This window comes from Variovorax sp. P2_H12 (genome assembly GCF_056403395.1).
Genome location: NZ_JBFUFO010000040.1, coordinates 16,309 through 40,883, shown reverse-complemented (window position 1 = coordinate 40,883; position 24,575 = coordinate 16,309). Strand labels below are relative to the sequence as shown.

Here is a 24,575-nt window from a genome sequence, read left to right as displayed (position 1 = left end):
CTGCAAGCTCGCCAGCGTGCCGGGTGCTTCCCTGCAGGTTGGCACCCCGTGCCAAGCAAGGAGACAAACCGATGCAACCCACCATGACGGCCGACGCGACAGCGACCGCCGCAGCACCCGACACCGCCCTCCAGCCCACCAAGGTGCGCTGGAAGATCTTCCTGATGATGTTGTTCCTCATCTCGATCAACTACATCGACCGGGCGTCGCTGTCCGTGGCCATGCCGCTGATCGCCAAGGAGTTCGACATCGGGCCGGCCGTGCAGGGTCTGCTGCTGAGTTCCTTCTTCTGGACCTATGCGCTCATGCAGATTCCGGGCGGCATGCTGGCGGACCGTTTCGGCCCGCGCGTCGTCATCGCCGGCGCGACGCTCGGCTGGGGCTTCTTCCAGGCCATCGCCGCGTTCTGCACCGGCTGGGTTCCCTTGCTGCTGACGCGCCTGGGCCTGGGTGCGGCGGAGGCGCCGATCTACCCCGCGGGCGGCAAGCTCAACGGCATCTGGATGACGCAGAACGAGCGCGGCCGGGGTGCGACCCTGCTCGACGGCGGCGCGCCGCTGGGCGCCGCACTGGGCGCGATTCTGATCTCGGGCCTCATCGCGGTGCTCGGCTCATGGCGCCTGGCCTTCGTCATCGCGGGCGTCGGCACCGTCGTCGCCGGCTTCTTCGCCTGGAGCTACATCCGCAACCATCCGCGCGAACATCCCGGCGTCAACGAGGCGGAGGCGAAGTACATCGAGGCGAGCCATGCGCAGGACGCCGCCAGCGAGCCGCAAGGCGCCAGCGGCCGTCTGCTCGACTTCCTGCGCTTCCGTTCGGTCTGGGGCATGTTCTTCGGCTGGATGTGCTTCAACGCGCTCTTCTACGGCCTGCTCACCTGGATGCCGAACTACCTCTCCAAGGTGCACGGCTTCGACATCAAGCAGATGGGCGGCGCGGTGTTCATCATGTTCTTCTCGGGCTTCGTCGGTGAAATGTTCGGCGGCTGGCTGGCCGACAAGTGGAAGGCCGCGGGCGCCTCGACCAGCAGGGTGCTGCGCACGCTGTTCGGCATCTCGTCGGTGATCGCCACCATTGCGATCTACATGGTGTCGCAGATCACGAACCCGGTCGTTGTGGTCGTGCTGCTGTCGATCACGCTGTTCTTCCTGCGCTGGTGCGGCCTGTTCTGGTGCGTGCCTTCGATCCTCGGCCGCCGGGCGCACGTCGGCTTCCTCGGCGGCACGATGAACCTGGGCGGCAACGTCGCGGGCATCGGCGTGCCGATCGTGGTCGGCCTGATCGTGCAGGCGACCGGTTCCTACTTCCTGGCGCTGATGCTCTTCGCGGCGGCCGGCGCGGGCCTGTTCGTCTGCTCCACGCTGCTGATCGACTACAGCAAGAAGCTGCCCGTCTAGTTCACTTTCAAAGTTCGCGAAATGTCCCAGCAAAAACGCATCGGCGTGTTGACGCCTTCCTCCAATACGGCGCTCGAGCCGCTGACCAGTGCCATGGTCGCCGGCGTGCCGGGTGTCACGGCGCATTTCTCGCGGTTCCGGGTGACCGAGATCTCGATGGGCGACAAGTCGCAGAGCCAGTTCGACGAGCGCACGATCCTCGACGCGGCGAAGCTGCTGGCCGATGCGAATGTCGACGTGATCTGCTGGAGCGGCACCTCCGCGAGCTGGCTCGGCTTCGAACGCGACCGCGCACTGTGCGCCCGCATCACCGAAGCGACCGGCATTCCCGCGACCACCTCGGTGCTGGCGCTCAACGACCTGCTGGCCGCGCAGGGCGCGCGCACGCTGGGGCTCGTGTCGCCCTATGTCGAGGACGTGCAGCGGCGCATCGTCGCCAACTACGCTGAACTCGACGTCGAGTGCGTGGCCGAACGGCACCTCGATCTCACGGTGAACTTCTCGTTCGCCGAGGTCGCGCCCGACACGCTGCGCACGATGATTCGCGAGGTGGCGCAGGCCAAGCCCGACGCCATCACCGTGATGTGCACCAACCTGCACGGTGCGCCGCTGGTGGACGCGCTGGAGCGCGAGCTCGGCATCCCGATCTACGACTCGGTGGCGACCGTGGTCTGGAAGGCGTTGAAGCTCATCGGTGTCGATACGCGCGGTGTCAAGGGTTGGGGAGGGCTGTTTTCATGAGCGCCAAGGGTCTTGATCTGGTCGTGCGCAATGCGCGCGTGGCCACCGCCAGCGACACCTTCGATGCCGACATCGGCATCGTCGACGGCCGCATCGTCCAGCTCGGCATGGGCCTGCCCGCCGGCATTCGCGAGATCGATGCGGCCGGCGCTTTCGTCACGCCGGGCGGCGTCGATGCCCATTGCCATCTCGACCAGCCGATGGAGGCGCCGGTGCGCATGGCCGACGATTTCGACACCGGCACCCGTGCGGCCGCCTGCGGAGGCACCACCACGGTGATTCCGTTCGCCGCGCAGCAGAAGGGCCAGTCGCTGCGCGCCGCGGTGCGCGACTACCACGAGCGCGCGGAGGGCCGCGCGCACGTCGACCATGCCTTTCACCTGATCGTCAGCGACCCGACCGAGGAGGTGCTCAAGCACGAGCTGCCGCAGCTGATCGCCGAGGGCTACACGTCGTTCAAGATCTACATGACGTACGACGATCTCAAGCTCAACGACGGCCAGATCCTGGACGTGCTGGATGTCGCGCGAAGCCACGACGCCATGGCGATGATCCATGCCGAGAACGCGGACTGCATCGAGTGGCTGACCCGGCGCCTGGAGGCCAGCGGCCGGACGGCGCCGCGCTTTCACGCGCATTCGCGGCCGATGCTGGTCGAACGCGAGGCCACGCACCGGGCCATCGCGCTGTCGGAACTCGTCGACGTGCCGATCATGATCGTCCACGTCTCGGGCAAGGAGGCCGTCGAACAGATCCGCTGGGCGCGCTCGCACGGCCTGCACGTGTTTGCGGAGACCTGTCCGCAGTACCTGTTTCTCACCGCCGAGGACCTCGGCATCGACGACAGCTATGGCGGCGCCCGCTGCGTGTGCAGCCCGCCACCACGCAACAAGGACAACCAGCAAGTCATCTGGAACGGCCTGGCCGACGGCCTGTTCACGATCTTCTCGTCCGACCATGCGCCGTTTCGTTATGACGCACCGGAAGGCAAGAAGCCGGGCGGCAAGGAGGTCGAGTTCCGCCACATTCCCAACGGCATTCCGGGCATCGAGACCCGGTTGCCGCTGCTGTTCTCTCACGGCGTGCTCGACGGACGCATCAGCATCAACCGCTTCGTCGAACTGACGTCGACGAACCCCGCCAAGGCCTACGGCCTGCATCCGCGCAAGGGCACCATCGCCATCGGCGCCGATGCCGACCTCGTGGTCTGGGGCGCCACGCCGCGCCAGGTGCGCAATGCCGATCTTCACCACGCGGTGGACTACACGCCTTACGAGGGCATCGAGGTGAAGGCATGGCCGGCGCTGACGATCGCGCGCGGCGAGGTGGTGTGGGACGGCCACACCTTCCATCCTCGCGCCGGCCGTGGACAGTTTCTGAAGCGCGGCCGGCCGAGCCTGCTGCCGGCGCGCCCCCTCCGATAGCGCCACGCAGAACCGAGGCCCGTCATGAACCTGCTGCTGATCAACCCCAACACCTCCCAGAGCGTTTCCGACCTGATCGAGGCGGAGGCGCGCCGCGCGGCCGCGCCGGGCACCCAGATCCGCGTGCTCACGGCGCCATTCGGCGTCGCGTACATCGAGACCCGCTTCGAATCGCTGATCGGCGCCTACGCCACCGCCACGCTCGCTGCCGAACACTGCGACGGGCATGACGCCATCGTGGTCGCCGCCTTCGGCGATCCGGGCATCGACGGGCTGCGCGAAGTGCTCGACATCCCCGTGGTCGGGCTGACCGAGGCCGCGCTGATGAGCGCCTGCCTGCTCGGCAAGCGCTTCTCGATCGTCGCGATCTCGCACCGGATCACCGCCTGGTACCGCGAATGCGTCCAGGCCAACGGCCTGAGCGAGCGCCTGGCAAGCATCCGCAACCTGGACAACCCGCTGAAGGACATCGGGCGCGTCCAGGAAGACCACACGGCGCGCCTGGAAGCGCTGTGCCTGTCGGCCGTGCAGGACGACGGCGCCGACGTGATCATCATCGCCGGCGCACCGCTGGCGGGACTGGCGCGATCGATCCGGGACCGCATCCCGGTGCCGGTGGTCGACGGCGTGTCGAGCGCCGTCTGCCACGCGCAGACGCTGGTGTCGCTGGGGACGCTGCCCGCGCGCCAGGGCAGTTTCGCGCCGCCGCCGATCAAGCCGAACCACGGATTGCCTGAAGGCATTGCAAGGCTGCTCGCGCGGGACCGCGCGCAAAGATGAGCCTGGCGGCGACCGGATGGGTGTCCGATGCCTGAATTCCGTCGCTAAGATCGCAACGCATGCCAAAGAAAATGATTTCTCCCAAGGACACGAGCGCAACCGGCCGCGAGCAGAGCGTCGAAGCCATCGCCGAGAAGATCTCCACGGCGATTCTCGAACATCGCCTGGCGCCGGGCACCAAGCTCGGCGAAGACCGGCTGGCCACCATCTTCGGCACCAGCCGCGCCAAGGTGCGCGAGGTGCTGGCCCGCCTGGCCCATGAGCAGATCGTCGAACTGGTGCCGCAGCGCGGCGCCCACGTCGCCAAGCCGACCATCGAGCAGGCGCAGGACGTCTTCGAGGCGCGCCGCCTGATCGAGCCCGGCGTGCTGCGCCGGCTGATCGGCACGATGGACGACTTCAAGATGCAGCGCCTGCGCCGGCATCTCGAACTCGAGGCCGACGCGCGCCAGCGCAACGATGCGCGCGCCGTGGTGCGCCTGTCGGGCGAATTTCACCTGCTGCTGGCCGAACTGGCCGGCAACTCGGCGCTCGCGCGCACGATGCGCGAACTGTCGACGCTGACCTGCCTGATCATCTCGCTGTACGACGCGCCCACCGCGACCAGTTGCCGCGCCGACGAGCACGAAGAGATCGTCGACGCGATCAAGCGCAACGACGCGCGGCGGGCCGAAACCCTCATGCTCCACCATCTGGACCACATTCAGCAAAGCCTCAGGCTCGACGCCGGAAGCGACGAGGCCGACCTGGAGAGCATCCTCGGATAGCGGGCGGCTCTGGGCGCCCTGGGTTCCATCAGCGCGCTGCCTTTTTTTGAGGCATCGCGTCGGAAGGCCCGTCTGGAGTCATTCCCCTGCGATTCGCATGCGGTTGTCCACAAGGCTGTCCACCGGGTCCGGGGACAAGGCCGCCCGCGCGCCGGCATCGGCCTCACGGCCTGTAGGCAATGACCTCGATCTCGATCTTGGTGGCGACCATGTTTCTCGCCTGAATGGTCGAGCGCGCCGGCTTGTTTCCAGGGAAGAACTCGCTGTAGATGCGATTGAATTCATCGAAGTCGCGTGCGTCATCGAGCCAGACCGTGGTCTTCACCACGTCCTCGAGCGTGCAACCGGCCAACGCAAGTGCATGAGCGACATTCTTCATCGTCTGGCGCGTGTGAGCCTCTATCCCGCCTGCGACGACGTTGCCGCTGTCGTCCCTGGCCACCTGTCCGGACACAAACACGAAGCCGCCGGCCTTCGTCGCCAGCGAGCGCGGCAGTGTGCGTGTACCCGCATTGCTCTCTAGAAAGAACTCCGTCGTCATTTTCGGCACCACCTTTCGTGAAGAAGGGGACCCGGCGAGGTGCCGATGCGACCCGCTGGCTCATTCTTCAGGAAGCGAAGTGCCGCGTAAAGTGCCGGGTCGTCGACACCAGGGAGAACTCGAATGACCGTTGCGCGGATTCAGCAAGCGATTGAAGGGGTCGCCGGATGCCCCCGCTTGTCGCACAGGTAACTGATTACCATGTCGGCTGCATGGTGCAGCCGTGCCTGCACGCGCTCCGGCGCCCCCAGGTCGACGCCGAGCACATACGACAGCGTGTAGCGGTTGGTGATGAAGTACGAGCCCAGCCCCGAGATCGACACGTAGAGATCGACCCAGTCCGCGTCCACCCGGAACACACCCTGTTCCTTGCCCTTCTCGAGCACGTTGGCCAGGGCCGTGCGCAACGGATTGAACATCGCCGCGATCTGCTTGGACTTGCGGATGTGCGCCGCCTTGTGCAGGTTCTCGGTCGACAGCAACTGCAGGAAATCAGGCTGATCGATGAAGTGCTGGATGGTCTTCATCACCAGTTCGCGCATGTCCTCGACCGGGTTGTCGCCGGTCAGCGCGAGTTCGTTCTGCCGCTCGCGCATGGCGCCGTAGGCATGCTCCATCACTTCGATGAACAGGGCTTCCTTGCTCGCGAAGTAGTGATAGACCAGGTTCTTGCTGATCTTGCAGCGCGCGACGATGGCATCGACCCGCGCGCCGTCGTAGCCGTGCGCGGCGAACTCCTTGCTCGCGATCTTGACGATGCGCTCGCGCGTGGCCTGCGCATTGCGCGGCCGGCGCTTGGCCGTGGCGGCCTTGGTTTCTGTCATGGATTCACCGGTCTCCTGCGGGCTGGGCCCAACCCGGCCGCGCGAGTTTAGCGGGCCCATCCGGAACCTCTTGCCGAAACTGATGAAAGTTCGCGTTGACAGGCGACCATGACGTCTCCTATATTTCGCTTCATATTGGACTAGCTAGTTAGTTAGTTTATCGATGAGTCGGATTATCAACCAAGCCGCGAGGCATGTGAAACGGAGTAGCGGATGAACTTGACCAAGAGCGCCTCTCGAGGCGTCCGCGTCGGGTGCGACATTGGAGGCACCTTTACGGACATCGTCCTGGCCCTGCCCGACGGCAGGCTGTTCGTGAACAAGACGTCGACCACGCCGGAGAACCTCGGCCTGGCAATCGTCAACGGCCTGGGCGCGCTGATTGAACAGGCCGGCGTGGCGCCCGGCGACATCACCGAGATCGTGCACGGCACCACCACGGCCTCGAACACGATCCTGCAGAAGGTCGGTGCGCCGACCGGCGTGCTGACCACCAAGGGCTTTCGCGACGTGCTCGAGATCGGCCGCATCCGCACGCCAACGATGTTCGACCTCGGCTGGTCCAAGCCCGAACCGCTGTCCACCCGGCGCTGGCGCCGCGGCATCCGCGAGCGCATCGATGCGCAGGGCCGCGTCGTCACGGCGCTCGACACGGCGCAACTGCTCGTCGAGACGCGGCAGCTGGCTGACGAGGGCGTGACCTCGCTCGCGATCTGCTTCATCAATAGCTATATCAATCCGGCGCACGAGCTGGCGGCCAAGGCGCTGCTGCAGCAGCACTTTCCGCAGCTGTTGCTGAGCGTCTCGTGCGAGGTGTTGCCGGAGATCAAGGAGTACGAGCGCACCAGCACGACGGTGGTCAACGCCTACATCCTGCCGGCCATGCGGACCTACCTGGCCCGGCTGCGCGACGACCTCACGCGCATGGGCATCACCGCATCGCTTCAGGTGATGGCGTCGAACGGCGGCATGATGGGCATCGCCTCGGCCAGCGACAAGCCGGTCTTCGCGGTCGCCTCGGGACCGGCGGGCGGCGTGGCCGGCGCGGTCGAGATCGGCGCGCTCGGCGGCGACGCCGACCTGATCGTGTTCGACATGGGCGGCACCACCGCCAAGGCATCGATCATCGCGAACGGCCAGCCCTCGCTGACCAACGAGTACGAGTTCCGCGACGGCATCAGTGCGCCGAGCCGCTTCGTCAAGGGCGGCGGCTACGTGCTCAAGGTGCCGGCGATCGACATCGCCGAAGTCGGCGCCGGCGGCGGCTCGATCGCCTGGATCGATGCCGGCGGCCTGCTGTGCGTCGGCCCGGAGTCGGCCGGCGCGCACCCGGGCCCGGCCTGCTACGGCAACGGCAATCCGCATCCGACGGTGACCGACGCCAACATGGTGCTCGGCTACTTGAATCCGAAGGCGTTGGCGGGCGGCAGCTTGAAGGTGTCGCCCGAGCTGTCGAAGGCCGCGATCGAGCGCGACGTCGGCCGTCCGCTCGGGCTCGACCTGCTGGCCGCGGCGCACGGCGTGCGCCAGGTCGCCAACGTCAACATGGCGCGCGCCATCCGGGCCGTGACGGTGGAGCGGGGCCGCGATCCGCGCGAGATGTCGATGATCGCCTTCGGTGGCGGCGGCCCGCTGCATGCGGTCGCCGTGGCCCGGCTGCTTGGCATCAAGCGGGTGATCGCGCCGATCATGGCCGGCGTGTTCTGCTCGGCCGGCATGCTGTCAGCCGATGCCGAGCACAACTTCGTCAAGGCCGTGCTGCGGCCGCTCGCGGACTGCGAGCCGGCCGCCATGGGCGCGATCGCGAATGCGCTGGCCGACAAGGGCTACACGGTGCTGGCCTCGGAGGGCTATCCACCGGAAGACGCGAGCGCCGTGCTGGCCGCTGACCTGCGCTACCTGGGCCAGAGCTCCGAGCTCACGGTACCGCTGGCGTCGCCGCGCTTCGACGCCGAGGTGATTGCGCAACTGACGCGCGACTTCCAGGCGACGTACCAGCAGACCTTCGGCTACAGCAGCGACGAGCCGCTGGAACTGGTCAACCTGCGGGTTTCGGCGCGCGGCCGCAGCAAGCACCGCCTCGACTTCGCCAGCTGCCAGGTCGACGCGACCGCGCTGCAGGGCGAGACCGGCACGCGGCTGGTGAGCTTCTCGGCCAGCGAAGCGCCCCTCATGACGCGCATCGTGCCGCGTGCGAGGATCGGCCAGGCGGCCGAGCAGGGTCCGCTCGTGATCGAGTCCTACGACACCACGATCGTGGTTCCGCCGCACTGCAGCGTGCGTTCGGATGCGATCGGCAACATCATCATCGACCTCCAGGAGCAAGCGCAATGACCATCCAGATCGACCCGATCACCTTCGCCGTGATCAAGAACGCGATGGATTCGATCGTCGACGAGGTCGCCTACACCGTGCTGCGCACCGCGCGCTCGGAGATCGTCAAGGACGTGATGGACTACTCGGCCGCGATCTGCGACCGCGAAGGGCGGATGATCGCGCAGGCGAAGACCATCGCGCTGCACCTGGGCGCGATCCCCGAGGCGATGGAGGCCGTCAAGGCGCGCTACGGCAACGACCTGGCGCCCGGCGACGCGATCATCGTCAACGACCCGTACCAGGGCGGCATGCACCTGCCCGACATTTTCATGTTCGTGCCGTTCTTCTACCAGGGCGAGCTCGAAGGCTTCTGCGTCGTGATCTGCCACCACACCGACGTCGGCGGCCGCGTCCCGGGCTCCAACGCCAGCGACTCGACCGAGATCTACCAGGAAGGGCTGCGCATCCCGGTGGTCAAGTTCTACGACGCCGGCAAGGTCAACGACATCATGGAGCGCGTGATCGCGCAGAACGTGCGGGTGCCGGACCGGGTGCTCGGCGATCTGCGCGCGCAGTACGCCGCCTGCCAGGTCGGCGTGCGCGAGCTCACCAGCCTGCTCGACCGCTATGGCCGCGAGGGTGCACGCACCTACTTCGCCGAGTTGCTCGACTACGCCGAGCGCCTGACCCGCGCCGAGATACGGACCTGGCCCAAAGGCACCTTCACCTTCGAGGACTTCATCGACGACGACGGCCTGTCGCCGGAGCCGATCCCGATCCGGGTCGCGTTGACGGTGCATGAGGACCACGTCAGCGTCGACTACACCGGCTCGTCGCCGCAGGTTCGCGCGGCCATCAACTCGACCCGCTCGTACACCAACTCGTGCACCTACCTGAGCGTGCGCTGCGCGCTCAAGGGCGACGTGCCGAACAATGCCGGCGTGTTCCGCTGTGTCGAGATCCACGTGCCCGAAGGGACGGTGCTGAATCCGGTCGAGCCGGCGGCCGTCGCGGCCCGTGCGCTGACCGGCTACCGGGTGTTCGACACCATGCTCGGCGCGCTGGCCCAGGTGGTTCCCGACCGCATCCCGGCGGCGGGCGAGGGCGGCAACACGGTGGTCTGCCTGTCGGGAAAGCGGGACGATGGCCAACCCTACATCATCGTCGACATGATCTGCGGCGCCTGGGGCGCACGGCCGCATGCCGATGGCGTCGAGGCCATCACCAACGCCTCGCAGAACCTGTCCAACACGCCGATCGAAACGCTGGAAGCGCAGCATCCGGTGCGGGTCGAATCGTATGAGCTGCAGCCCGATTCGTGCGGTGCCGGCCGCTACCGCGGCGGCCTCGGCATCCAGCGCAGCTACCGCGTGCTGGCCGACGACGTGCTGCTGCAATTGCGCGCCGACCGCATGAAGTTTCAGCCCTACGGCCTCGATGGCGGCGGCGCGGCGGCCGCGGCATCGAACATCCTCACCCGCGGCGACGTCGACGAGGCGCTGCCGAGCAAGGTCGGCATTCAAATTGCCCGAAACGACAAGGTGACGCACATCCAGCCGGGCGGCGGCGGATTCGGCCATCCCTTGCTGCGCCCGCTGGCGGAGATCGAGCACGACGTCTGGAATCACAAGCTGAGCGCGGCGTTCGTGCGGCAGCACTACCTGGCGATCGTCGATCCGCATACCGGCAAGGCCGACCCTGCCGCGACGCGGGCGCTGCGTGCCGAGCGCGCGGCCAGCACCCCTTCCTGAACGGTTCCCACCCACAACCTGCAACCGGAGAATGCAATGAAGCGACGGACACTGAGCACCGGGCTGGCGGCAATGATTGCCCTGCCTGTCCTTTCCCTGGGCGGCGCGCCAGCGCGTGCGCAAGGCGCGGAGAAACTGCGCGTGAGGCTGGACTTCTCGCCCTGGGGCATGCATGGCGCGATGCACCTGGCGCTGCAGAAAGGCCTGTTCAAGGCGCAGGGCCTGGACGTCGAAGTGCAGGACGGCACCGGCACCATCTCGACCCTGCAACTGCTGTCGGCAGGCCAGGCCGACATCGGCCAGGTGGCACTCGGCACGATGGCGGTCGCGAAGGAGAACGGGCTCGACCTGATCTCGGTGGCGGGTTTTGCGCGCACCGGCGACCTGGCGGTGCTGATGGACCAGTCGCTGGGCATCAAGACGCCCAAGGATCTCGCCGGCAAGAAGATCGTCTGCTTCACGACCAGCCCGTGGGCGCCCTTCATCGAGCCCTTCCTCAAGGCCAACGGCATGACCAAGAGCAGCATCGAGCTGGTGATGGTCGCGCCGAGCGCGATGATCTCGACCTATGCATCGGGCAACAGCGACGGCTTCATGTCGCAGGCGCCGTTCGGCCAGCCGATGGTGCTGAAGACGCGCAAGGCATCGGCGCTGCTGCTCGGCGACAGCGGCATCAGCTTCCCGAGCTACGGACTGGCGCTGACGCCGAAGACCCTCGAGAGCAAGCGCGAGGCGATCGCGAAGTTCGTCCAGGTGCAGGTCAAGGCCTGGCAGTACATCCACGACGGCCACGTCGACGAGGCGGTGGCTGCGACCATCGCCCAGCGGCCGAATGCCAAGCTCGATGCCGACGTGCTGCGCGGGCAGATCGCCGCCTATCGCCCGTTCTTCGAGAGTCCGACCACCAAGAACCTGCCGTTCGGATTGCAGGCTGACGCCGATTGGGCCGCGGCAATCAGGTCGATGGAGCAGACCGGCCAGACCAAGCCCGGCCACAAACCCTCGGATTACTACACCAATGCGCTCCTGGCCGTCTGAACCCGCTCCCGCGCGGAACACCCCCGTGTCCAGCTTTCTTGAGATCGAGCGGCTGAACAAGATCTACCGCTCGGAGCGCAAGCCGATCCATGCGCTACAGGACATCGACCTGCACATCGAGGAAGGCGAATTCGTCAGCATCGTCGGCCCGAGCGGCTGCGGGAAGAGCACATTGATGCGCTGCATGGCCGGGCTCGAGCCGATCACCAGCGGCAAGCTCGCGCTGCGCGGCAGGGACATCGATGCGCCACCAGACGACATGGGCGTGGTATTCCAGCGCGACCTGCTGCTCGAGTGGCGCAACATCCTCGACAACGTGCTGGTGGCAGCCGAGTTCCATGACCTCGATCGGCGCCAGCACGAGCCGCGTGCGCGCGAGCTGCTCGGCCTGTTCGGTCTGTCGGCCTTCCTCGACCGCTTTCCACGCGAGCTGTCGGGCGGCATGCGCCAGCGTGTGTCGATCTGCCGCGCCATGCTGCTCGACCCGCAGCTGCTGCTGATGGACGAACCCTTCGGTGCGCTCGATCCGTTCACCCGCGACGAGCTCAATGCCGAGCTGCAGCGGACCTGGCTGGCCACGGGCAAGACCGTGGTCTTCATCACCCATTCGATCACCGAGGCGGTCTATCTCGGCGGCCGGGTGGTGATGATGGCGCGCGGGCCCGGCCGCATCGCCGACGTGATACCGATCGAGCTCGAGCGACCGCGCGGGCTCGACATCCGCGAGACGGCGGAGTTCGCCGCCTACGTGGCCCGCATCCGAGACACCTTCCGAGACATCGGCATCTTCAAGGGCTGACACCATGAAATACCTCTGGGCCCGTACCGAGCGCAGCCGGCAGGCGATGCTCACGCTGCTGGTGCTGCTCGTGATCTGGGAGGTCTGCGTGCGAATGCTGGGCATCCGCGACTTCCTGCTGCCGGCGCCGTCCAAGATCATCGCGCAGTTCTTCGCCCAGCCGGGCTACCTGCTGCTCGAAAGCCTCGACACGCTGCGCACCACGCTCTATGGTTTCGCGCTCGCGCTGCTGCTCGGCGTGGCTGCGGCGATTGGCATCGTGTATTCGAGGTTCCTCGACCGCACGCTCTACTCGCTGCTGGTCGCGCTGAACGCGGTGCCGAAGGTCGCGCTGGCACCGCTGTTCGTGATCTGGATGGGTACGGGCGCCATGCCGAAGGTCGCAATCGCGATGCTGATCGCGATCTTCCCGATCCTGATCGACACCGTGCTCGGCCTGCGCTCGACCGATCCCGACATGCTCGACATGGCGCGCGTCAACCATGCCTCGCGCGCCAAGATGCTGTGGAAGATCCGATTCCCGAATGCGTTGCCGAGCATCTTCGCGGGCATGAAGGTCGGCGTGTCCTTCGCGCTGGTCGGCACCATCGTCGGCGAGTTCGTCGCGGGCGAGGCGGGGCTTGGCCATGTGATTCTGGTGGCACAGGGGAGCTTCGACACGTCCACGGTGTTTGTCGCGCTGATCCTGCTGTGCATCCTGGGGGTGCTGCTGTTCAAGGCCATCGAGGTCGCGGAGGCGCGCTACCTGGTCTGGCATGCCTCGCAGCGCGAGCGTCCGGGGCTGAACGGCGCATCGGCTTGAGGGAATTCCTTTCGGGCGCCTATGAATTTGCCGACTTCCTACGCTACCGGTAGTGACTGACATGCATTGAAGGGCCTCTGACCTTCTTCCGGGTGGTGAAGTGAGTTCCAGCCGCCTTCCGGAGCGCGCACACCCAGGACCCCAATCGCGGAGATACTCGCGAGGTTCAGGAATCTGGCGCTCTCTTTCACCGGAGGATACCGATGCTCAAATCCGACACAAGGCACCGGACTGCCCCCGCGGTGGTCCTCGTCCTGGTCATCGCCGCGTTGCTGGCCTGGATCGCCTACCAGCAGGGCTTGTTCCAGCGCCAGGAGAGGCTCTTCGTCGACCTGCCCGACGCGGCCGGCATGGCCCAGGGCATGCCGGTGACCACCCGTGGCGTGGTGGTCGGCAACGTGCGCGCCATCTCGCTGTCGCCGCCCGGCACACCGGGCGCACGGCTCGAACTCGGCATCGGCCGCGACCACATGGCGCAGATCCCGAAGGGCACGCGGGCCCGCCTGGTGCAGGAGAACACGATCGGCAAGCCCGCGATCGACCTGGTGCCGCCACGCGCCGGCGGGCAGCCGGTGGCGTCCGGCGAGGTGCTGGCGTTCGAGCGCGGCGGGGACGGCGGCCTGATCGCGCAGGAGATGCAGGCCGCGCTGATGCCGGTGATCGCCGACGCGCGCAAGCTGACCGAAAGCCTGACCGACCCGGACGGCGCCTTCCAGCAGACGCTGCAGGCCGGCCGCGACGTGGTCTCGAAAATGCCCGCGATCGCCGAGAGGACCAGCGACGTGCTCGACAAGACGCAGCAGGCCGTGCAGACCATCGAGAGCGGTGCCGTGTCCACGCTGCAGAGGGCCGGCCAGACCATCGACGTCGTGGCGCAGGCCGCGCCCGAGGTGATCGAGAAGGTGCAGCAGGCCGCGGCCACCTCGCAGAAGGCCAGTGCCGAACTGCAGGCGATGGCGGCCCAGGCGTCGGAGCGATTGCCCGCCGTGCTCGACCAGGTCCAGGCCGCGGCGACGCAGACCAACCAGATGGTGAGCAATGCGCGCCAGACCTGGCCGATCAGCCTGCTGACCGGCACACCGACCACGCCACAGTCGCTGCCGATCGACAGCATCGGCGGGCTGCCGCTGCCGGGGGAGGTGCAATGAGCCGCCGGGCCGCTCCCAAGGCGAATACCGAAGCGCTGCTGCGCGGAGGTTCGCAATGAGCCGCCGGGCCGCTCCCAAGGCGAATACCGAAGCGCTGCTGCGCGGAGGCTCGCAATGACGAGCCGCGCAGAGAGACGGGTCGCCTGCGGGCTGTGTGCCCTGGCCCTGGGCCTGCTCGGCGCTTGCTCGACGCCGCCCGTGCGCTCGCCGTCCGAGATCCAGGCTCAGGGCTACAACACCCAGGGCATCGATCGCTACAAGGCGGGGGAACTGCCGCGTGCGCTGGCCTTCTTCCAGCAGGCACTGGTGGTCGAACAGTCGATCGAGGACGATGACGCCATCGCCGCCACGCGGCTCAACCTCTCGATGGTCTACCTGCGCATGGGGCGCCAGGACGAGGCGCTGAAGCAGCTCGACCTGGTGCTGGACGAGCGCCGCCTCGCGTTCAGTGCCGAGCGCCGTGCCGAGGCCGCCTTGCGTCGCGCCATGGCGGTGCAGACGAGCGATCGCGCGAGCGCCGGGCAATCGCTCGATCGGGCCGCCACGCTCTGCGGCAGCGGCTGCAGTGTCAGGGGCAAGATCCTCAACCTGAAGGCCTATCTGGCGCTGAGCGCCGGAAGCGCCGAGGAGGGATTGCGGCTGGCGCAGCAGGCCCAGCGCGCGCTGGCCAAGGACGATGCGCTGGAGAAGGCCAATGCGCTGCGCCTGCAGGGCAGTGCCTATCTCGCGATGAAGACGCCGGCCGCCGCGGTGCCGCTGCTCGAAGAGGCCTTGAAGATGGACAAGGCGGCGGGAGCGAGCGAGAAGATCTACCAGGACTTGCTGCTCCTGGGCCTGGCGTCGCAGGACAAGCCGGAACTCGCCCGGGACTACTGGACCCGGGCGCGCGACGTGGCGCTCGCCGCCGGGAACGAAGCGGGTTCCGAGCGCACCGCGAGGCTGCTGGCGGCTGCGGCGCCGTAGACCGCGGCGCGGCGTTGACGGTCTGGCCGCCCGGCGGGACACTGCCGGTTCTTGCAGGGAGGTCCGCCGCCATGCGAAAGCTCACGGTCTTCAACAATGTCTCGCTCGACGGCTATTTCACCGACGCGCGCGGCGACATGCGCTGGGCCCACAAGTCCGACCCCGAGTGGGTGGCGTTCACCCGGGCCAATGCCGGGCAGGGCGGCATGCTGCTGTTCGGCCGCGTCACTTACGAGCAGATGGCCTCGTACTGGCCCACGCCCGCGGCGGCGCAGGCGATGCCCGAGGTGGCGCGCGCCATCAACGCAGCGCCCAAGGTCGTGTTCTCCACGACCTTGAAGGCCGCCGCATGGCAGAACACCCGCCTGGTCCGCAGCGGCATGCTCGATGCCGTGCGTGCGCTCAAGAACGAGAGCGGCCCGGACATGGTGGTCATGGGCAGCGGCCAGGTCGTCGCCCAACTCGCGGGCGCGAAGCTGGTCGACGAGTTCCAGCTGGTGCTGAACCCGCTGGTGCTCGGCGCCGGCCGCACGCTGTTCGAAGGCATCGTCGAGCGGATCGAACTGCAGTTGATGGACGAGCGCCGCTTCGAGAACGGCAATGTGGCTCTGTCCTACCGAACCCTGCACTGAGGACGCCCGCCGTGGACGGCCTGGACGCGGCGATCCGTGCCGTTGCCTGCGATTCAGCCGGATACGGCGAGTTCGCGCCTGGCCGCGACGAGATCGCTCGGGCGTGGGCGGCGCCCGGCATTCGGCATGGCGATTGATATTTGTCAATTGGCGATCCGACCCGCTCGCGCATGCTGGACAAGCAGCTGCAAAGGAGCGCAGATGAAACTCGGAAGACTTGCATCGGCCGTGCTGGCCTTGTCTCTGGCGGCACCGGTCGTCGACGCACAAACAGCCCCCGCGGGCGCGGCCCCGCCGCCCGCCGCCAATCCCGTCGATCCGGCTTCGATTCAGGCCCTCAAGGACATGGGCGCCTACTTGCAGACGCTGGATCGGTTCCGGACCTCGACCACGCTGACGGGCGAGCGCGTCCTGAGCGACGGCCAGAAGCTGATGCACACGGCCTCGGCCACGGTCGATGCGGAGCGTCCCAACAAGCTGCGCGCCCGCATGTGGAGTGTTCGCTCGGAGCGCGAGATCTTCTATGACGGCAAGACGGTTGCGCTCTACATCCCTGCGCAGAAGTACTACTCGACCGTCGAGTTCTCGGAGCCCAACAGCGTGCTCGTGGGCAAGCTGGAAGAGCGCTACGGCGTCGAGATCCCGATGTCCGACCTGTTCACGTGGGGCACCCCGGCAGCGCCGGTCGACAAGATCGAATCGGCGATGAATGCCGGGCAGGACTTCATCGGGGACAGTCTCTGCGACCACTACGCCTTTCGACAGGGGGATTTCGATTGGCAGATCTGGATCACGGCGGGCAGCAAGCCCTTGCCGCGCAAGCTCGTGATCACCAACCGCGGCGACGATGCGCGACCGCAATCGATCACCCTCATGGACTGGAATCTGAAGCCGGCCTTCAACGAGGCGACGTTCAGGTTCACACCACCCAAGGGTGCGACCCGAATCGAAATTGTTCCGGTGAAAGCCAGGTGAGGAGCGCGATCATGAAAGGATCATTCAGCAAGATGCTTGCGGCTCCCCTGGCCGTCCTGGTCTTGGTCAGCTTCGCGTGGACCCCTGTGGCCGAGGCCGCGGGTGATCGCGGCGGTGGGGGCGGGGGCCGCGGCGGGGGTGGCGGTGGCGGGGCTCGCGCGAGCGCCGGCGGAGGCGGCGGAGGCGGTGGAGGCGCCCGCGCAAATGCTGCAGGAGGCGGAGGCGGCGCCCGCGCCGGGGGCGGTGGCGGCGCTGCGGCTGCGGGCGGAGGCAGGCAGGCCGCGCAGGTCAACAACAGCAGGGCCGACGTGCGGACCAATGACGTCCGAAGTGCCAGCGCGAACAACGTCAACAGCAACCGCAATGCCAACGTCAACGCCAACCGTAATACGAACGTCAATGCCAATCGGAACGTCAACGTCAATGTCGCCGGCAACAACAACTGCTGCGGCGGCGGCTGGGACAATGACTACCATCCGGTCGCCGGCGCGGTGGCCGTCGGCGCCGCGGTGGCCGTGACTTCGGCCGTGGTGGGCTCGATGGTGAATTCCGTGCCGGCCAACTGTGTGCCGGTCAACTACAGCGGCATGGTGTACCAGCAATGCGGCAGCCAGTGGTATCAGCCGCAGGGATCCCAATACGTGGTGGTCAATCCACCGTACTGATGCGGCGGCGGCCACCCGGGCCGGAGTTCAACCATGACTCAACCAGCAGAACCTGTACCAGCGCTGGCTGAAGACGCCCAGGTGCGCGGCTGGCGCGCTGCCTTCCCGCCGGCGCAGTGGCTTGCGTCCTATCAGCCCAAGTGGCTGGCCAACGACGCCATCGCCGGCGTCACCCTGGCCGCCTACGGCATCCCGGTGTCGCTGGCCTATGCCACGCTGGCCGGCCTGCCGCCGCAGTACGGCATCTACTGCTACCTGGTCGGCGGCCTGTTCTACGCGCTGTTCGGCACGTCGCGGCAGCTGGCGATCGGACCCACTTCCGCGATCTCGATGTTGGTCGGCGTTACCGTGGCCGGCATGGCCCAAGGCGATCCGGAACGCTGGGCCAGCATCGCGGCGCTGACCGCATTGCTGATCGCGGCCATGTGCGTGCTGGCATGGCTCCTGCGCCTGAGTTCGCTGGTCAACTTCATCAGCGAGACCATCCTGCTCGGCTTCAAGGCCGGCGCCGCCTGCACCATCGCACTGACCCAGCTGCCCAAGCTGTTCGGCGTCAAGGGAGGCGGTGAATCCTTCTTCGAGCGCCTCGTCATACTCGGCGGCCAGATCCCCGAGACCCACCTCGCCGTGCTGGCCTTTGGTCTCGTGGCGCTGATTCTGCTGTTGCTGGCGGAGAAGTATTTGCCGGGCCGCCCGGCCGCGCTGTTCGTGGTGGTGGCCTCCATCGTCGTGCTGTCGGTGACTCCGCTGGGCGATCTGGGCTTCAAGGTCGTCGGCGCGCTGCCCCAGGGTCTGCCGGACTTCAAGCTGCCCGGCTTGCGGGTGCGCGACGTGGACGGCGTGATTCCGCTCGCGTTCGCCTGCCTGCTGCTTTCCTACGTGGAGAGCGTCTCAGCCGCACGCGCCCTGGCCGAAGCCCACAAGTACGAGATCGATCCGCGCCAGGAATTCCTGGGGCTCGGTGCGGCCAACCTCGGCGCGGCGCTTTTCCAGGCCTATCCGGTGGCTGGCGGACTCTCGCAATCGTCGGTCAACGACAAGGCCGGCGCCAAGACACCGCTGGCGCTGGTGTTCGCCTCGGTCACGATCGGCCTGTGCCTGATGTTCCTGACCGACGGGCTGAAGAACCTGCCCAACGTCGTCCTCGCCGCCATCGTTCTGGTGGCCGTCAAGGGGCTGGTGGACATCGGCGAAATGAAGCGACTGTGGCGGGTCAGTCGCTTCGAGTTCGCGGTGTCGATGATCGCCTTCGTCGCGGTGCTGCTGCTGGGCATCCTCAATGGCGTCATCGTCGCGGTGCTGGCGTCGCTGGCGCTGCTGATCAGCCGCGTCGCGTCCCCGCACGTGGCCACCCTCGGACGCATACCGGGCACGCGGAAATTCTCCGACATCGAGCGCAACCCCGACAACACGGCGGTGCCGGGCGTGCTCGCCTTCCGCGTCGATGCGGCCCTGCTCTATTTCAACGCCGAGCACGTGCGCGAGACGGTTCGGCAGATGCTTCGCTCCGCCCCCGGCACGCTGAAGCTGGTGGTCTGCGACCTGTCGACCTCGCCCCAGGTCGACCTGGCCGGGGCCAGGATGTTGGCCAAACTGCACCAGGAGCTCGCCGAAGCGGGCATCCGCATGCGGTTGGTTGCGGCGCATGCCCCGGTTCGCGACCTTCTCCGCGCCGAAGGACTGGAAGAGAGCGTGGGTTACTTCGGGCGCAGGATCTCGGTGGCCGACGTCATCGACGAGATGGAGGGCCGCAAGACTGCGGAAGCACCGGGGTGAGAGTGAGGGGGCCCCGGCGCTCAGGGTGCCGGCTTGCGCCACACACTCGCCAGCCAGGGCTGCTGTTCGCGCGGCATGCCGGACGGTCGGTAGTAGTGGGCCAGTTCGGTGAAGCGGGCTGCCGACATGTATCGGCGCCAGGCGTCCAGGTCGTGGAAGGCGCCGTAGCGGTCGCCGTTCCAACCCTCCTGGCCATCGCCACGGGGGTTCGAGCTGAACAGCACGCCGCCTGGCTTGAGCGTCGCGTGGAGGTCGCCCAGTACGCGCGGCAATTCCTGACCGGGGACGTGGAACAGCGCTGCATTGGCGAACACGCCGTCGAAGTGGCCGGCCGGCAGACTCAGCTTGAGGAAATCCTGCCGCAGGACCTCGCACCCGCTGTACGCCCGCGCCATCGCGGCGAGCCGCTCGGACCCCTCGAGTCCTGTCGCGTGATGGCCGAGTCGCTGGAATGTCATGAGGTCGCGCCCGGGCCCGCAGCCGAAATCCAGGATCTCGAACGGCGGATCCGTCTCGATGTACTGCAGGAGCGCCGCGATGTTCTGACTGACGTCGTGGTCCCGCGTGCCTTGCCAGAATTCTTCCGCGTGCAGGTCGTAGTGCCCGAGCGTCACGGCGGCGATCCGCCCAAGGTCGTCAGATGAAAAGTGCATATTCGGCTCCTCCCTGATTCTCGTCTGGCGGCTAGACGCCATCAGGCAAGGGGCGGAGTCGGATTGCGGCCTGGCTTGGAGAATGCGATCGCCGCGGCTTGCAGCTCGGGGATCAGAGTCAGGAGCCGGCGAGTGAGCCAATACAGCAGGGAGGCATCGATCGGGTCGGGCAATCTGAGCGTGTTGACCAGGCGTCGTGGACGGTCCCCGAGCGCCAGGGCGGTCAGCGGCTCGAGGACCACTGCCAGGTCGTTTCGTCCGTGCTCATCCAGAAGATCATGCGCATCCAGACATCGCCAGATGGCTTGCACGGCGCGTTCGCACAGCTCGGCATCCGACGGCGGCGGCGTCATTGCCTCCGGGTCGCTCGGTGGACTCAGGGGCATCGGCGGCATGCCGCGCGCTGCTTGGCGTACCAGGTGTGTTCGTGAAGGCATGGGCTGCTCCTTCAGCCAGACACGATACGCCGCAGCGAGGCGTACGGCAATGCGCGCGAAGGCTTCAGGCGAAGAGCGCGGCTACCTCGTCCGGCCCGGGCGCGTCGGCCTGGAGCAGCAGGGCGTCGCCCGCATGCTCGCCCCCCTCATCGGGGCCTGCCAGCGGATCGCGCGGGGCCAGGCGCGTGCGCACGAGGGCATCGGCCAGCAGCAGGCGGCGAGCGTCCACGCCCGGCTGTGCACCTTCCCAGGCCAGCAGGATGGCCGCGCAGGCGTAGTACAGGCCACTCGCGGCGCGGCGCACGTCGCCTTCATGCCGGGCATTCGCCGCCACCGACTCGGCCAGCGCGATCGCGCGGTCCAGGCTGGTCTGCAGCGCTTGGCGCAGGCGCGCCGGGATTGCCGTGCCTTGTTCCAGGCGTGCGGCCAGGATGCTCCTGAGCGCATTCTGGGCGCCGTTCTTGCGCACCGCGCGCTGGATGGCGTCGAGCGCGTTGATGTTGCTGGTGCCTTCCCACAGCACGCCGATGTGGGCGTCGCGCACCAGGCGCGCATTGACGAAATCCTCGATGTAGCCGTTGCCGCCGCGCACTTCCATGGCGCCGGTCGCCACCACGATGTTGTCGCGACAGGCGCGGAACTTGATCAGCGGCGTGAGCAGTCGCAGCGCGTCGCGCGCCGTGGCATCGCCCTGGTTGGCCTTGTGCATCACGTCGGCGGTGGCCATGACCATCGACAGCGCGGCTTCGGTCGGCAGCATCAGCTTGAGCAGTTGCCGCCGCAGCAGCGGATAGGCGATGACGGGGCTGCCGAAGGCCGAGCGGTGACGGGCGGCCTGCATCGCCTCGTTCAGGCAGCGCCGCATCATGGCCGCAGCACGCACCGCATGCGACAGACGCGAGAGGTTGACCTGCTCCATCATCTGCTTGAGGCCCTGGTCGAGCGCGCCGACAGGGTAGGCGAAGGCGCCCTCGAGCCGCAGCTCGCCGCTGGCCATCGAACGGGTGCCCAGCTTGTCCTTGAGCCGCACGATGCGGTAGGCATTGCGGCTGCCGTCTTCCAGCCGTCGCGGCATCGCGAACAGCGCCAGGCCCTTGGTGCCGGCGGGCGCGCCTTCGGGACGCGCAAGGATGAGGGCGATGTCGGCGTCGGTGTGCGACGAGAACCATTTCTCGCCGAACAGGTGCCACCGGCCATCGATCTCCCGGGCCACCGTCTCGACCGCGCCGACGTCGGAGCCGCCCGCCTTCTCGGTCATGAACTGCGTGCCTTTCCACAGCGTCTCCATGTCGTCGCTGAGCATGCGCGGCAGGAGTTTCTGCTGGAGTTCGGCGCTGCCGTACTTGCGGATCAGGTGGATGGAGGTGTCCGTCACGCTGATGGGGCACATCTGGCCGAACTCGGACTGGACGAACAGATACTGGAAGGCGTACTTGGCCAGCGCCGGGAGCGGCTCGCTGCAGCCGAGCACGCCGGCGCGATGGCCCATGGCGTGGAACTGGAAATCGCCGAAGGCGATGTGTTCCATCTCCTGGTAGGCCGGGTGGTAGTCGATCCAGTCCTCGTCCTCGCCCCAGCGCGTGCGCGCATGCAGCACGGGCGGGTTCTTGTCGGCCACCGTGGCCAGCGCGTTCAGGCGCCCCCCGGCCAGCTGACCCATGCGCTCGAAATGCGGTTGCAACTGCCGGCGCTGGTCGGCTGGAAGGTACAGCGCCAGCAGGTCCTGAAGGCCCCGGTCCATCGCGTAGAAGTCCAGCCCTGCGCAGTCCGGTGCGAGATGCTGCGAGCTCTGGTTCGACGTGGCGGGACGAGGGCGTACGTATTCGGAGTAGTTCGGTTTGAAGGACATGGTCACCTCGAGATCAGGAAGGGAAGAGCGGCCGGCGGAGCGCGGCCTCAGATCACGCCGGCGGTGCGCAGGCGTTCGATCTGATCGGTCGACAGGCCCAACGCATCGCCGAGCACTACCTCGGTGTGCTCGCCCAGTTCGGGCGGGCCGACGCGGTAGTCGATCGGTGTCTCTGAAAAACGCATCGGACTGGCGACGGCGGGAAAGGTGCCGCCGCTGGACAGCGGGATGTCGACGCGGATGCCGCGTTCGCGCACCTGCCGGTCTTCGAAAGCCTGGCCGAAGTCGTTGATCGGTCCGCAAGGCACGCCGGCGGCTTCGAGACGCTCCAGCCAGTGGGCCGTGGTGTCGCTGCGCATGATGTCGCCGAGTTGGGGCAGCAACTGGTCGCGGTTGACGAGACGGCCCGAGACCTTCGCGAAACGCGGGTCTGCGCTCAGCTCGGGCCGGCCGATGGCCTGGCAGTAGGACGCGAACTGGCCGTCGTTGCCGACCGCCACCACGATCTGGCCGTCGCTGCTGGCGAACACCTGATAGGGCACGGCATTGGGATGGGCGTTGCCGTAGCGTCGCGGCATCCGGCCGGACACCAGGTAATTCACTGCCTGGTTGCTGTTGAAGGCCATCGCGCAGTCGAGCAGCGCCATGTCGATGTGCTGGCCGCGGCCGCTGCGTTCGCGCCAGGCCAGCGCAGCGGTGATCGCCAGGCTCGCGTACATGCCCGTCGTGACGTCGGCGACCGCGATGCCTACTTTCTGCGGCCCGCCGCCGGGCAGGTCGTCGCGTTCGCCGGTGATGCTCATGAGGCCGCCCATGCCCTGGAACACGAAGTCGTAGCCCGGCCGGTGGCTGTAGGGGCCGGTCTGGCCGAAGCCGGTGACGGAGCAATAGATCAATCCGGGATGGGATTCCCTGAGGTCGTCATAGGCCAGCCCGTAGCGCGCCAGTGTCCCGACCTTGTAGTTCTCCACCAGCACGTCGCAGGTGGCGGCCAGGCGCCGGATGATGTCCTGGCCTTCGCGGCTTGCCAGGTCGACCGTGATCGACTTCTTGCCGCGATTCGTCGATGCGTAATAGGCCGAATCCTGGCGCTCCGGATGGTCGCCCGAAGGCAGCCATGGAGGTCCCCAGCCGCGCGTCTCGTCGCCCACGCCGGGCCGCTCGACCTTGATGACCTCGGCGCCGAGGTCGGCGAGATTCTGCGTGCACCAGGGGCCGGCGAGCACGCGGGAGAGGTCGAGCACCCGGACGTGCGACAGCGGCTTGATCGTCTGTGCCTGCATTCAGTCCGCCTTGATGTGCGCGTCGGCGATCACCTTGCCATAGCGCGCGCTTTCTTCGCGCATGTAGGCCGCGAAGGCCTCCTGGTAGTGACCGACGGGTTCGGCGCCGTTGCCCAGCAGTTGCTTTTGCACTTCGGGCTGCGCGAGCACCTTCTCGATTTCGGTCGCCAGCTTCGCGACGATCGCGGGCGGCGTGCCCGCGGGCGCCACCAGGCCGACCCAGGCGGACATTTCCATGCCCGGATAGCCAAGCTCCGCCACGCTGGGCACCTCGGGCAGGGCGGCCGAACGCTTGCCGCTCATGACGGCCAGGGCGCGCAGCTGGCCTGCGTTGATCTGCGGCACGCCGGTGAAGGCCGGCTCGAAGGTCATGGAGACCTCGCCGGCCATCACGGCGGCCTTGGCGGGCGCGCTGCCCTTGTAGGGCACGTGCAGCACTTCCATCCGGGTTCGCGTCCTGAGCATTTCGCCGGCCAGATGGGCGCTCGAGCCATTGCCGTAGGAGGCGTAGCTCAGGTCCCCGGCCTTGGTGGCGCCAAGCTTGACAAGCTCGTCGAGCGTCTTCGCCTTGACCGCGGGATGGACCACGATCACGCTCGGCGCCGCAGCCACCAGCGCGATCGGCGCAAAGGCCTTGACGGGGTCGTAGCGCAGGTTGGGGTACAGCCATCCGTTGATGGTGAGCGTGGTGTTGGTGGCGGCCAGCAGGGTATAGCCATCGGGCTTGGCGCCGGCAACGGCCTCGGCGCCGATGATGGTGGCCGCGCCCGGCTTGTTTTCCACCACGACCGGCTGGCCCAGGCGCTCGCCGAGCTTCTGGCCGATGACGCGGGCCACCACGTCGGTCATGCCGCCCGCCGCGTACGGGACGATGACGCGGATGGGCTTGTTCGGGTAGTCCTGCGCATGGGCTGCAGCGGCAGCGAGTACCGAGGCCGCGAGGGCGGCGCAGGCTGCGACGATCCTGGTTTTCAAGTTGTCTCCTTTTTTGGGTCTGCTGCGCGCCGTGTTTCG

Annotated in this window: 24 protein-coding genes; 17 read left to right on the top strand and 7 right to left on the bottom strand. The window is 67.4% G+C overall.

Annotated elements, in window-relative coordinates; translation table 11 throughout:
- The first annotated feature begins 71 nt into the window (after positions 1 to 71).
- The 5 genes from AC1DYK_RS27500 to AC1DYK_RS27480 are packed head-to-tail and all read left to right on the top strand — an operon-like array spanning position 72 to position 5,109.
- Complete coding sequence (locus AC1DYK_RS27500; protein ID WP_478169181.1) at positions 72 to 1,397, top strand: MFS transporter; 1,326 nt, start codon at positions 72 to 74, stop codon at positions 1,395 to 1,397.
- A gap of 21 nt (positions 1,398 to 1,418) precedes the next feature.
- A complete protein-coding gene (locus tag AC1DYK_RS27495) occupies positions 1,419 to 2,138 on the top strand; it encodes a maleate cis-trans isomerase family protein (RefSeq protein ID WP_478169180.1) in 720 nt (239 codons plus the stop codon).
- Positions 2,135 to 3,562, top strand: a complete 1,428-nt coding sequence (gene hydA, locus AC1DYK_RS27490; protein WP_478169179.1) for a dihydropyrimidinase — start codon at positions 2,135 to 2,137, stop codon at positions 3,560 to 3,562. The genes AC1DYK_RS27495 and hydA overlap by 4 nt, the downstream gene beginning before the upstream one ends.
- A 24-nt stretch (positions 3,563 to 3,586) precedes the next feature.
- On the top strand, positions 3,587 to 4,342 hold the full coding sequence (locus tag AC1DYK_RS27485; RefSeq protein ID WP_478169178.1) for an aspartate/glutamate racemase family protein: 756 nt from the start codon (positions 3,587 to 3,589) through the stop codon (positions 4,340 to 4,342).
- Between the two features lie 59 nt (positions 4,343 to 4,401).
- Positions 4,402 to 5,109, top strand: a complete 708-nt coding sequence (locus AC1DYK_RS27480; protein WP_478092133.1) for a GntR family transcriptional regulator — start codon at positions 4,402 to 4,404, stop codon at positions 5,107 to 5,109.
- 163 nt (positions 5,110 to 5,272) lie between these two features.
- Here AC1DYK_RS27480 and AC1DYK_RS27475 read toward each other — a convergent pair whose 3' ends face one another.
- Positions 5,273 to 5,650 (bottom strand): RidA family protein, encoded by a 378-nt coding sequence (locus AC1DYK_RS27475; RefSeq protein WP_478169177.1) that lies wholly within the window; start codon positions 5,648 to 5,650, stop codon positions 5,273 to 5,275.
- A gap of 140 nt (positions 5,651 to 5,790) precedes the next feature.
- Positions 5,791 to 6,474, bottom strand: coding sequence for a TetR family transcriptional regulator (locus AC1DYK_RS27470; RefSeq protein ID WP_478169176.1), 684 nt, complete (start codon positions 6,472 to 6,474; stop codon positions 5,791 to 5,793).
- A 213-nt stretch (positions 6,475 to 6,687) separates the two neighbouring features.
- Here AC1DYK_RS27470 and AC1DYK_RS27465 point away from each other — a divergent pair, with 213 nt between their 5' ends.
- The 12 genes from AC1DYK_RS27465 (at position 6,688) to AC1DYK_RS27410 (ending at position 19,339) form a co-directional block, all read left to right on the top strand.
- Positions 6,688 to 8,808: a hydantoinase/oxoprolinase family protein gene (locus tag AC1DYK_RS27465; RefSeq protein ID WP_478169175.1), complete on the top strand. Its 2,121-nt coding sequence runs from the start codon at positions 6,688 to 6,690 to the stop codon at positions 8,806 to 8,808.
- Positions 8,805 to 10,541, top strand: coding sequence for a hydantoinase B/oxoprolinase family protein (locus tag AC1DYK_RS27460; RefSeq protein ID WP_478169174.1), 1,737 nt, complete (start codon positions 8,805 to 8,807; stop codon positions 10,539 to 10,541). The genes AC1DYK_RS27465 and AC1DYK_RS27460 overlap by 4 nt, the downstream gene beginning before the upstream one ends.
- Positions 10,542 to 10,577: 36 nt before the next feature.
- A complete protein-coding gene (locus tag AC1DYK_RS27455; RefSeq protein WP_478169173.1) occupies positions 10,578 to 11,579 on the top strand; it encodes an ABC transporter substrate-binding protein in 1,002 nt (333 codons plus the stop codon).
- A gap of 25 nt (positions 11,580 to 11,604) precedes the next feature.
- Complete coding sequence (locus AC1DYK_RS27450; protein WP_478169172.1) at positions 11,605 to 12,378, top strand: ABC transporter ATP-binding protein; 774 nt, start codon at positions 11,605 to 11,607, stop codon at positions 12,376 to 12,378.
- 4 nt (positions 12,379 to 12,382) lie between these two features.
- Entirely contained in the window at positions 12,383 to 13,180 is a 798-nt protein-coding gene (locus AC1DYK_RS27445; RefSeq protein ID WP_478169171.1) for an ABC transporter permease, read from the top strand.
- A 203-nt stretch (positions 13,181 to 13,383) separates the two neighbouring features.
- Positions 13,384 to 14,328 (top strand): MlaD family protein, encoded by a 945-nt coding sequence (locus AC1DYK_RS27440; protein ID WP_478169170.1) that lies wholly within the window; start codon positions 13,384 to 13,386, stop codon positions 14,326 to 14,328.
- A gap of 114 nt (positions 14,329 to 14,442) precedes the next feature.
- Positions 14,443 to 15,291 carry a tetratricopeptide repeat protein gene (locus tag AC1DYK_RS27435; protein ID WP_478169169.1) on the top strand — a complete coding sequence of 283 codons (849 nt, stop codon included), beginning with the start codon at positions 14,443 to 14,445 and terminating at the stop codon, positions 15,289 to 15,291.
- A 71-nt stretch (positions 15,292 to 15,362) separates the two neighbouring features.
- Positions 15,363 to 15,923, top strand: coding sequence for a dihydrofolate reductase family protein (locus AC1DYK_RS27430; RefSeq protein WP_478169168.1), 561 nt, complete (start codon positions 15,363 to 15,365; stop codon positions 15,921 to 15,923).
- An 11-nt stretch (positions 15,924 to 15,934) separates the two neighbouring features.
- Positions 15,935 to 16,060, top strand: coding sequence for a hypothetical protein (locus AC1DYK_RS27425; protein WP_478169167.1), 126 nt, complete (start codon positions 15,935 to 15,937; stop codon positions 16,058 to 16,060).
- Between the two features lie 64 nt (positions 16,061 to 16,124).
- A complete protein-coding gene (locus AC1DYK_RS27420; protein WP_478169166.1) occupies positions 16,125 to 16,898 on the top strand; it encodes a DUF2092 domain-containing protein in 774 nt (257 codons plus the stop codon).
- 308 nt (positions 16,899 to 17,206) lie between these two features.
- Positions 17,207 to 17,563 (top strand): hypothetical protein, encoded by a 357-nt coding sequence (locus AC1DYK_RS27415; RefSeq protein ID WP_478169165.1) that lies wholly within the window; start codon positions 17,207 to 17,209, stop codon positions 17,561 to 17,563.
- Between the two features lie 33 nt (positions 17,564 to 17,596).
- The gene (locus tag AC1DYK_RS27410) at positions 17,597 to 19,339 is read left to right on the top strand and encodes a SulP family inorganic anion transporter (RefSeq protein ID WP_478169164.1); all 1,743 of its coding nucleotides are present in this window, start codon (positions 17,597 to 17,599) and stop codon (positions 19,337 to 19,339) included.
- Between the two features lie 20 nt (positions 19,340 to 19,359).
- On the opposite strand, the gene AC1DYK_RS27405 is transcribed toward AC1DYK_RS27410, so the two are convergent.
- The 5 genes from AC1DYK_RS27405 to AC1DYK_RS27385 form a co-directional block, all read right to left on the bottom strand.
- Positions 19,360 to 19,992 carry a class I SAM-dependent methyltransferase gene (locus tag AC1DYK_RS27405; RefSeq protein WP_478169163.1) on the bottom strand — a complete coding sequence of 211 codons (633 nt, stop codon included), beginning with the start codon at positions 19,990 to 19,992 and terminating at the stop codon, positions 19,360 to 19,362.
- A gap of 41 nt (positions 19,993 to 20,033) precedes the next feature.
- Entirely contained in the window at positions 20,034 to 20,429 is a 396-nt protein-coding gene (locus AC1DYK_RS27400) for a hypothetical protein (RefSeq protein ID WP_478169162.1), read from the bottom strand.
- 64 nt (positions 20,430 to 20,493) lie between these two features.
- Positions 20,494 to 22,278: an acyl-CoA dehydrogenase family protein gene (locus tag AC1DYK_RS27395; protein ID WP_478169161.1), complete on the bottom strand. Its 1,785-nt coding sequence runs from the start codon at positions 22,276 to 22,278 to the stop codon at positions 20,494 to 20,496.
- A gap of 47 nt (positions 22,279 to 22,325) precedes the next feature.
- Complete coding sequence (locus AC1DYK_RS27390; protein WP_478169160.1) at positions 22,326 to 23,561, bottom strand: CaiB/BaiF CoA transferase family protein; 1,236 nt, start codon at positions 23,559 to 23,561, stop codon at positions 22,326 to 22,328.
- On the bottom strand, positions 23,562 to 24,536 hold the full coding sequence (locus AC1DYK_RS27385) for a Bug family tripartite tricarboxylate transporter substrate binding protein (protein ID WP_478169159.1): 975 nt from the start codon (positions 24,534 to 24,536) through the stop codon (positions 23,562 to 23,564).
- Between the last annotated feature and the right edge of the window lie 39 nt (positions 24,537 to 24,575).